Below are 8,679 nucleotides of genomic sequence, written 5' to 3'. Positions count from 1 at the left end.
ATCGAGTATCACGGGCTCATCCACGCCTCGAACTATGCCGCGGACGTCGAGCGGATCGCAGCCCTGCGCGCGGCCGGCTGGACCGTGATCGAAGTGACCAGCGAGCTGTTTGCGAAGCCCGAGGAGCTGCTCACCCGCATCCGTCGCGCGCTCCGTCGCTGACAGCCCCAATCCGGACGTTCGGGTCGCAAATGCCGCCGCTCAGCCGCCCGCAGACCGGCAAGATTCGCGACCTGAACGGGAGGTGGCCGCGAGCTTAAACTGAGCGATTCCTTTTTGTGAATAGTTCAGAACACGGTTAGACTGGAGCCATGTCAACCGTCGAAGCTCCCGAACGCCTGCGCGGCGCCGGGCTGCGCGTCACGGTTCAGCGGGTCGCCGTGCTCGACGCACTCGCGGACCGCCCGCACGCCTCGGCCGAGTCCGTCTTCTCCGCGCTTCGCGAGAAGCTGAGCGGCGTGGCACTGCCTACCGTCCACGGCATCCTGGGCGACCTCACCGGCGCCGGCATCGTGCGCCGGGTGAGCCTGCCCGATGCCGCGAGCGCCCTCTACGAGGTGCAGCACGAGTTCGACAACCACCACCACCTGCAGTGCATCGAGTGCGGCCGCGTCGAAGACGTCGCCTGTGCCGTCGGCGAAGCGCCCTGCATGCATCCGTCCCACGATCACGGGATGCGGATCATCGAAGCCTCTGTGACCTACCGAGCCATCTGTTCCGACTGCGAAAGGAAGAAGTGAAATGACAGACAAGACTTTCACGACCACCCAGACCGGCACGCCCGTTGCCAGCGATGCACACTCGCTGACGAACGGTGCTGACGGCATCACCGCTCTGCACGACCGCTACCTGGTCGAGAAGCTCGCCTCGTTCAACCGCGAGCGCGTGCCGGAGCGCAACCCGCACGCCAAGGGCGGCGGCGCGTTCGGTGAGTTCGTCGTCACCGAGGACGTCTCGCAGTACACCCGTGCGGCCGTCTTCCAGCCCGGTGCGAAGAGTGAGACGCTGATCCGCTTCTCGTCCGTCGCCGGTGAGCAGGGCTCCCCCGACACCTGGCGCGACGTGCGCGGCTTCTCGCTGCGCTTCTACACGACCGAGGGCAACCTCGACATCGTCGGCAACAACACCCCGACGTTCTTCCTGCGCGACGGCATGAAGTTCCCCGACTTCATCCACTCGCAGAAGCGCCTCACCGGCTCCGCACTGCGCGACGCCGACATGCAGTGGGACTTCTGGACCCTCTCCCCCGAGTCGGCCCACCAGGTGTCCTACGTCATGGGCGACCGGGGTCTGCCGCGCTCGTGGCGCCACATGAACGGCTACGGCTCGCACACCTACCAGTGGGTCAACGCCGCCGGCGAGCGCTTCTGGGTGCAGTACCACTTCCTCACCCAGCAGGGCGTCGAGCCGATGTTCGCCGACGAGGCCGAGCGCATCGCCGGAGAGGACGCCGACTACTACCGTCGCGACCTCTACGAGGCGATCGAGCGCGGCGAGAACCCGTCGTGGGACGTCTACGTGCAGGTCATGCCGTACGACGAGGCCAAGGACTACCGGTTCAACCCGTTCGACCTCACCAAGGTCTGGTCGAAGAAGGACTACCCGCGCATCAAGGTCGGCACCTTCACGCTGAACCGCAACCCGCAGAACTTCTTCGCCCAGATCGAGCAGGCAGCCTTCTCGCCCGGAAACCAGGTACCAGGCACCGGCATCTCCCCCGACAAGATGCTGATGGCTCGCGTGTTCTCGTACCCCGACGCGCAGCGTCACCGCATCGGCACGAACTACAACCAGCTGCCGGTGAACCAGCCGCACGCCGCTGAGGTGAGCAACTACATGCATGAGGGCAACATGCAGTACCACTTCAACACCGCCGAGCACCGGGTCTACACCCCGAACTCGTATGGCACCGCCGGCGGCCCCGAGGCCGACCCGCAGCGCGGTGTCGAGGCGAGCTGGGAGTCTGACGGCGCCCTCATCCGCAGCGCCGCAACCCTGCACGCCGAGGATGACGACTTCGGTCAGGCCCGCACGCTGGTCACCGAGGTCTTCAGCGATGAGGAGCGCCAGCGCTTCATCGAGACGCTCGCCGGCCAGTACCAGGCCCTCACCGTCCCCGCCATCCAGGAGCGCTTCTTCTGGTACTGGGGTCAGGTCGACCAGGCCACGGCCGACAAGGTGCGCGAGCTGGCGCTGAGCACCGCGGATGCCTCGGCAGACCCGGTGGGCGTCGGCGAGTGATCCGCTGATTCCCTCGAATCGTTGATTCGTGCGTGGGGTCGGGTGCTGCGGCACCCGGCCCCACTATCATTTCGGTGAATTCGATCGTCTTCGGATCGAACCGATGAGAGGGAAGATCATGAGCGAATCGCTCGCCGCAGCAGTACCTCCGACACCGTCCACTGGAGCAAAACTCACCGCCGAGGCCCTCGGCACCTTCCTGCTGGTGCTCGGCGGCGTGGGCACCGCTCTGTTCGCTTCCAATCACTTCACCGACCCGGGCTCCGGTTCCGCGGTCTACGTCGCCATCGCCTTCGCCTTCGGTCTCACGGTCGTCGTCGGCGTCTACGCCTTCGGTCCGATCTCCGGCGGACACTTCAACCCCGCCGTCAGCCTCGGCCTCGCCGCGGCCGGCCGACTGCCCTGGCGCGACGTGCCGGGATACATCATCGCCCAGGTCGTCGGCGGCCTGATCGCGACCACGATCCTCGTGCTGATCGGACTGTTCGGTCCCGACGGCTGGCTCACCACCGCCCAGGATGCCGGTTTCGCCAGCAACGGCTGGGGCGAGCACTCCCCCGGCGGCTTCGGCATGTGGGCGGCGATCATCATCGAGGTCGTCCTCACCGCAGTGTTCCTGTTCGTGATCCTCGGCACGACGCACAAGCTGCGTCCGACGCCGTTCGCGGGGCTGGCGATCGGTCTGACGCTGACCCTCATCCACCTGATCAGCATCCCGGTGGACAACACCTCGGTGAACCCGGCGCGCTCGATCGCCGCGGCGATCTACGGCGGTGTCGGCCCGCTCTCGCAGCTGTGGGTGTTCATCGTCTTCCCCCTCGTCGGCGCGCTGATCGCCGGATACGCCTATCGCGGGATGCTGGACGGCACGAAGAAGATCTGACGAGCGGGGTGGCGGTTTCGTCGCTCAACGACCGACGGTGGAACGGCTGAGCGTCGCTCAGCCGGCGGTGAGCTGCGGGGTGCCCGCCTCGTACTCGAGGAGGTCTCCGCGCTCACCGCGCCGGTACGCCCGGCGCCCAACCAGCAGCATGTACACGAGGAAGACGCCCAGCGCCGCAGCCCCGATCCCGATCTTGATCGGCCAGGGCAGTGACCAGCCGGTGACGAAACCCTCCACCAGCCCCGACAGGAACAGCGCGAAGATCAGCCCGATCGCGACGGTGGCGAGCGCACGGCCCTCCGCGGCGAGGGCGGCACCCCGCGTCCGGTGCCCCGGGGCGACCCACGCCCAGAACAGGTGGAGACCGGCGGCAGCAGCGACGAAGATACTCGTCATCTCGAGCATCCCGTGCGGCAGGATGTACAGCACCATCACGTCGAGACGGTCGTGGGCGGTCATCACAGCGGCAGAGACGCCGAGCCCGTACGCGTTCTGCACGATCACGTAGACCGGCCAGATTCCGGTGACGCCGAACAGTACGCACTGCGCGGCGATCCAGGCGTTGTTCGTCCAGACCATGCCCGCGAACACCGCCGCGGGGTTCTCGGTGTAGTACTCGGTGAAGCTCTCTTCCGCGTACTGCTCGAGGAAGTCGGCCGGTCCCAGTGCGGCAACAAGTGCCGGATCCCCGGCGATCCACGCCGCGACGCCGGCGGTGATGGCGATGAACACCAGTGCGATCACGAGCGTCGTCCAGCGCAGTCGGTACAGCGCCGCTGGCAGCTGATCGGCGAAGAACCGGGCGAGCTGGGTGAGGATGCTGTCGGATGCTCCGGTCAGCCGCAATCGCGCCTTGGACAGCACCGACGACACGTACGCGCCCTGCGGCGAGTCGCCGACCGAGGTCTTCAGCTCGGCGAGATCAGCGGATGCCGCGCGATACCGCACGATCAGCTCATCGACGCCGTCGCCATCCAGCCGGGCGCGACTGAGTTCTTCCAGTCGTTCCCACTCGGCGCGGCGCGCATCGGCGAGAGCATCAGCATCCACCTGATTTACTGTACCTATGTCCACGCCGATCGACACTGCCGACGAGGTTCTCACCGGCGAAGCGGTCGCGATCGATGTGCAGCCGCTCGGCTTCTTCATGCGCGCCCTCGGCGCGCTCATCGACATGATCGTCGGGTGGGTGCTGTTCCTGCTGTTCCTGTGGCTGCGGACCTGGCTGCTGTCGACCGGAATCGTCGACGGCTCGATCGACGGCATCCTCAACGTCGCAGCCCTCGTGGTGTGCTTCGTCATCGTGCCGATCGTCGTCGAACTCTCCCTGCGCGGGCGGAGCCTCGGCAAGCTCGCCGTCGGCGGACGGATCGTGCGCCTCGACGGCGGTGCCGCGGGGTTCCGGCACGCGTTCATCCGTGCGCTGATCGGCGTGCTCGAGGTCTACATCACCTTCGGTGCCATCGCGCTCCTCTCCGGCGCCTTCACCGCCCGGTCGCAGCGGCTCGGGGATCTCGTGGCCGGAACGTACAGCCAGCGGGTGCGCACCCCGAGGCTCGCCCCGCTCATCCCGGTGATGCCGCCCGCGCTGGCGGGCTGGGCGCAGATCGCCGATGTCGCCCGGATGCCGGACCGCCTGGCGCGGCGCATCTCGCAGTTCCTGCAGCATGCCGAGCGGATGTCACCGCCCGCACGCGCGCGGGTGGCGCACGACCTCGTGACAGAGTCGGCCGCCTACATCTCACCGCGGCCGACAGCCCACCCCGAGCAGCTGCTCATCGCGATCACGGTGCTGCGGCGCGAGCGGGAGCGGCGCGCACTGGCGATCGCCGACGCGCGGGCAGAGAAGCTGACCGGACGGCGGGTCGGAGTCTAGAGCCGGTTCAGGCGCGGAGCGCCTCGTGGCGGACGACGATCCAACCCGCCGGAACCGAGAGCCGTTCGGCGTGCTGCGCGCAGAGATCGTGCGCGTGGGGATGGTCGGTGCCGCCGAGCGGGCCGAGCGCTGCCATCTGATCGCCGTAGTCGAACGTGAGAGTCGCCACGGCTTCGCGTGCGCAGGTCACCTTCGAGCAGAGTCGTCCGTCCATCTGTGTCAGCGTAGGCCGCGGCACCGTCCGAGCCGGGATGCCGCGCGGAGCGCCTAGACTTTCGTCATGCCTCGCCGCCGCACCGCTCGCGCCATCGTGCCTCGTCGTGGTGCTCGCCACGGGCGTCACGGGCGCCTGGGGCGCAGCGAAGTCGTGCGCCCCCCGCTTCCGCCTCTCGACGGTCGGATCGACCGGTTCGATGCGACGATCGGGACGGCTGTCGAGTTCCTCCGCGGCACCTGGCCGGAGCTGGAGGAGGTGCGTTTCGAGATCGGCGCCCTGCCGATGACGGCGGATGCCGACGGCATCCCTCGCTGGCATCTCGACCGGCAGCAGCGGCGGATCGTACTGTTCCGGATTCCGATCGAGCGCCTACTGCCGCCCGGGCACGACGACGGCATGCACCGCCGCATCGCGATCGAGAGCGCCGTCTTCCGTGCCGCCGCCGAGTACGTCGGCAAGGATCCGTGGGAGTTCGGACCCGACGTTCAGGGGTAGACGGTGATCGGCTCCTGAGCCGCAGCTCCCGGCCACACGGGCCACCCCGCGAGCTTGTCCCTGCCGGAGAGCATGACTGCGACACGGACGTTCTCATCCGCTCGGATGGCGTAGGTGGTGTCCTGCTTGACGTCCACGACCGCGTCGTCTCCGGCCGGGATGCTGATCTCCTTGGCCTTGCCGCCGGAGGTCGACTCGAGCGTCACCGTCGCGTCGGAATCGCCGGGGTTCACGAGGTGGAGCCGGGGGTCAGGCCCCTCGGGAATCGCCGTGAGGACCTCGCCGCGGATATTCGGGGCGGACGTCATCCACGCGAAGTCGCTCGCCGCCCCCGCGCGCGTCGTCTGCCTGACCGCGCCGACAACGGATGCCTCGGCCTCCACGTCGATGCTGTACACACCGGGGTCGAGTTCTTCGAGGCTGATCTCGGTCGGCGTTGCGGCCTCGAGCGGCGCGTCCGTCTCCATCACGACGGAATCTCCCGAGCGCACGGTGACGTGCACCGGGGTCTCCTGCTCGGTCGCCATCAGTCTGAGCGCGGTGAGCGGGGTGTCCTCGCTCGACTTCAGCACCTGCACTCCTGCGAAAGCGATCTCGTTCGCGGGGCTGCCGGCGGTGTCCTGCAGGTCGATGCCGGACGGATCGAGGGTGCGGATGAGCGAGGACTGCAGCACGGCGCGCACGGGCGCGCCCTCCGTGGTCACCCGGACCACGGGCGCCTGCGAACCGGCCGCGATCGATGCGAGCGGCACGGACTGCTGGGTTCCGGCGGGGAGGACGACGGTGCTGGAGGTCTCTTCGAGCCCGAAGACCGTCAGCGTCACGGTGGCGGTGACATCGCCGGGGTTGGAAAGGATGACGAGGTCGCTCGTACCGGTCTCGACGGCTCCGCCGACCAGCCAGGACTCCGTGCGCGCCTCACGGCACGCGGAGGCGGCAAGGCCCGAGAGATCCTCTTCTGCCAGTGAGATCGACTCGGCGGCGGCGATCAGCCCCGCACCGCCCTCCTCGGCACTGCCGACGAGGCGCTGCGGGCCGCCGCTGTCGCCCAGCTCAGGAACCGTGAGCGTGGAGTCCTCGCGCGGACCGGTGCTGTCGACCGTGAGGCCGGGAATTCCGGCGGAGAACTGCTGCGCGGCATCCTGCGAGTTGCGCCCGACGGCACGGAAGTCGCCCGTGCACACGAGCGTGGTGTCTCCGGCCGCGGGGGTCACCGATTCCTGGGCCGGGGTGGTCGCCACGCCCGGCCACGGCAGAGCGACAGCAGCCACGACACCGGCCACGCAGGCGACGGCGATGACGACGCCGGCGAGCAGTCGTGCTCCGGTGGCGACGACCCGGATCGCGCGCTTCTGGATCATCGCTCCTCCTCGGGGGCGTCTGGGGTCTCGGGTGCGTCCTCTGCGGGCTCAGGTGCATCCTCGACGGGCTCGGGAGCGTCTTCTACGGAGTCAGCTTCCTGCTCGTCGTCAACGGGCGCCGGCTCGTCGTCGACGGGCGCCGACTCATCCGGCTCCGGCTCGGGCTCGGGCTCCTCCTCGAGGTGCTCGTCCAGTGGCTCGTCGCGTCTGCGCGGCAGGATGAGGGGCTCCTCCGGCGATCGGCCGATGATGCGCGAGTGGGCGCGAGCAGCGCGGCGGGAAGCGCGTGTCGGGATAGCGAGCAGCAGAGCCGCCATCAGCACGATGAGCTGGATCGCGGTGATCGTGCTGCTCGTACCAGCCTCGGCGCGCGTGAGGCCTTCCCGCTCGGCGGGCTCGGTCTCGAGCCGCCAGAGCACTCCCTTATCGGTTTCGCCGACCTGCACGAATCCGGATCGTTGATCGAGGGCCGTGATCGCCTCCACGCGGAACGCGCGGGCGGCAGCGGACTCGTCGGCGTCTACCCGGTCGAGCAGGACGAACAGGATGCCGTGGCCGGAGAGTTCGGCCGCGGCATCGAACGTGCGCGGTGAGAGCAGGTCGACGGCGAGGGTGCTGACGTCGACGCCCTGGGGCTCGATCGCCGTGTTCAGCATCGTGGTCTGCGTGCCGAGCGTCGCCGATGGCCCCCAGGCCACGTCGACGGCGAGTCCGCCGTCGTTCTGCGGGGTGAGCACCAGCGTCGCGACATCCTGGTCGCCGCGCGCCTCGGCTGCGACGTACGCCGGCAGCGTGCTCTCGGGACCGTTCGTCAGTGCGGTCCGGTCGGTGTGCAGCGCGGTGAGGGCGGGCACGGCGCAGACGGCGAGGGCGAGGCCGGCGACCGTCACAGCCACGACGCGCAGTCGCGGCATCGTGATGGCCGTGTCGAGGGCGACAAGTGCGGCGCCGACGAGGCCGACCCACGCGAGGCTCAGTCCGGATCCCGGCCAGATCTCGACCGGCGTGCCCTGCGCGAAGGTGACAGTCACACCGACGGCGAGGAAGGCCGTGACGAGCCCGGTCATGGTGACGCCGAGCAGGGTGACCCCGGCACCCCAGCGCGGCGCGACGGCGGCCGCGAGGGCGAGCAGGGCGATGGGCGCGATCAGCAGCGGAGCCCACGCGGCGACAGCCGGGTCGAGCACCCCCGTCCATCCCGCGAGGTCGGCGGTGGGGAAGCCCGAAGCGAGCAGCAGACGGCCCGCCGCGTCGGCGGCCACCTGTGGTCCTGCCCAGGCGAGGCCGGGGTCGGCGAACACGGCCCAGATGTTGCCGCGCTGAATCTGCCAGAACACGAGCGGCGCGAACAGCGCGGCGGTCGGTGCGAGCATCCAGAGCAGCCGAGCCGCACCGTGGAACCACCCGCGCGAGAGGACGATGATGATCGCCAACAGCCACAGCACACCGATGGCGGGCGCGAGAGACGGTGCGCAGGCGAGCGTCGCGGCCAGGACGATGGATGCTGCGCCGGCGGCGCCCCACGACCGATGAGCGACGACGGCCGTATGGAACAGCCAGGGCAGCAGCAGATGCAGCAGCACGGCTGCGGGGCGTCCCTCGATCA

Annotated in this window: 8 protein-coding genes and 1 pseudogene; 5 read left to right on the top strand and 4 right to left on the bottom strand. The window is 69.1% G+C overall.

What is annotated here, in order from left to right:
• The first annotated feature begins 311 nt into the window (after positions 1-311).
• The 3 genes from ACTICP_RS15090 to aqpZ all read left to right on the top strand — a co-directional run bounded on the left by ACTICP_RS15090 (position 312) and on the right by aqpZ (position 3,124).
• Entirely contained in the window at positions 312-740 is a 429-nt protein-coding gene (locus ACTICP_RS15090) for a Fur family transcriptional regulator (RefSeq protein ID WP_441893757.1), read from the top strand.
• A 1-nt stretch (position 741) separates the two neighbouring features.
• A complete protein-coding gene (locus ACTICP_RS15085; RefSeq protein WP_441893755.1) occupies positions 742-2,241 on the top strand; it encodes a catalase in 1,500 nt (499 codons plus the stop codon).
• A gap of 118 nt (positions 2,242-2,359) precedes the next feature.
• On the top strand, positions 2,360-3,124 hold the full coding sequence (aqpZ, locus tag ACTICP_RS15080) for an aquaporin Z (RefSeq protein WP_441893753.1): 765 nt from the start codon (positions 2,360-2,362) through the stop codon (positions 3,122-3,124).
• Positions 3,125-3,181: 57 nt separating this feature from the next.
• Here aqpZ and ACTICP_RS15075 read toward each other — a convergent pair whose 3' ends face one another.
• Positions 3,182-4,174, bottom strand: a complete 993-nt coding sequence (locus tag ACTICP_RS15075; RefSeq protein ID WP_441893751.1) for a stage II sporulation protein M — start codon at positions 4,172-4,174, stop codon at positions 3,182-3,184.
• Between the two features lie 16 nt (positions 4,175-4,190).
• Here ACTICP_RS15075 and ACTICP_RS15070 point away from each other — a divergent pair, with 16 nt between their 5' ends.
• Positions 4,191-5,000 (top strand): RDD family protein, encoded by an 810-nt coding sequence (locus ACTICP_RS15070; RefSeq protein ID WP_441893749.1) that lies wholly within the window; start codon positions 4,191-4,193, stop codon positions 4,998-5,000.
• 7 nt (positions 5,001-5,007) lie between these two features.
• Here the strand turns inward: ACTICP_RS15070 and ACTICP_RS15065 are convergent, their stop codons facing one another.
• Positions 5,008-5,214, bottom strand: a complete 207-nt coding sequence (locus ACTICP_RS15065; protein ID WP_441893747.1) for a DUF3499 family protein — start codon at positions 5,212-5,214, stop codon at positions 5,008-5,010.
• A 66-nt stretch (positions 5,215-5,280) separates the two neighbouring features.
• Between ACTICP_RS15065 and ACTICP_RS15060 the strand changes: the two genes are divergently transcribed.
• Positions 5,281-5,712: a hypothetical protein gene (locus tag ACTICP_RS15060; RefSeq protein WP_441893745.1), complete on the top strand. Its 432-nt coding sequence runs from the start codon at positions 5,281-5,283 to the stop codon at positions 5,710-5,712.
• Here the strand turns inward: ACTICP_RS15060 and ACTICP_RS15055 are convergent.
• Positions 5,703-7,073, bottom strand: a complete 1,371-nt coding sequence (locus tag ACTICP_RS15055) for a DUF5719 family protein (protein WP_441893743.1) — start codon at positions 7,071-7,073, stop codon at positions 5,703-5,705. The two genes, ACTICP_RS15060 and ACTICP_RS15055, sit on opposite strands and share 10 nt — an antisense overlap.
• Positions 7,070-8,679, bottom strand: a pseudogene (locus tag ACTICP_RS15050) (glycosyltransferase); the annotation flags it as partial. The pseudogene ACTICP_RS15050 and the gene ACTICP_RS15055, both read right to left, overlap by 4 nt.

The organism is Microbacterium sp. (genome assembly GCF_052102115.1).
In the GTDB taxonomy this organism is placed as follows: domain Bacteria; phylum Actinomycetota; class Actinomycetes; order Actinomycetales; family Microbacteriaceae; genus Microbacterium.
The sequence above is the reverse complement of the archived record's forward strand: the minus strand, read 5'-3'. Positions and strand labels throughout refer to the sequence as shown.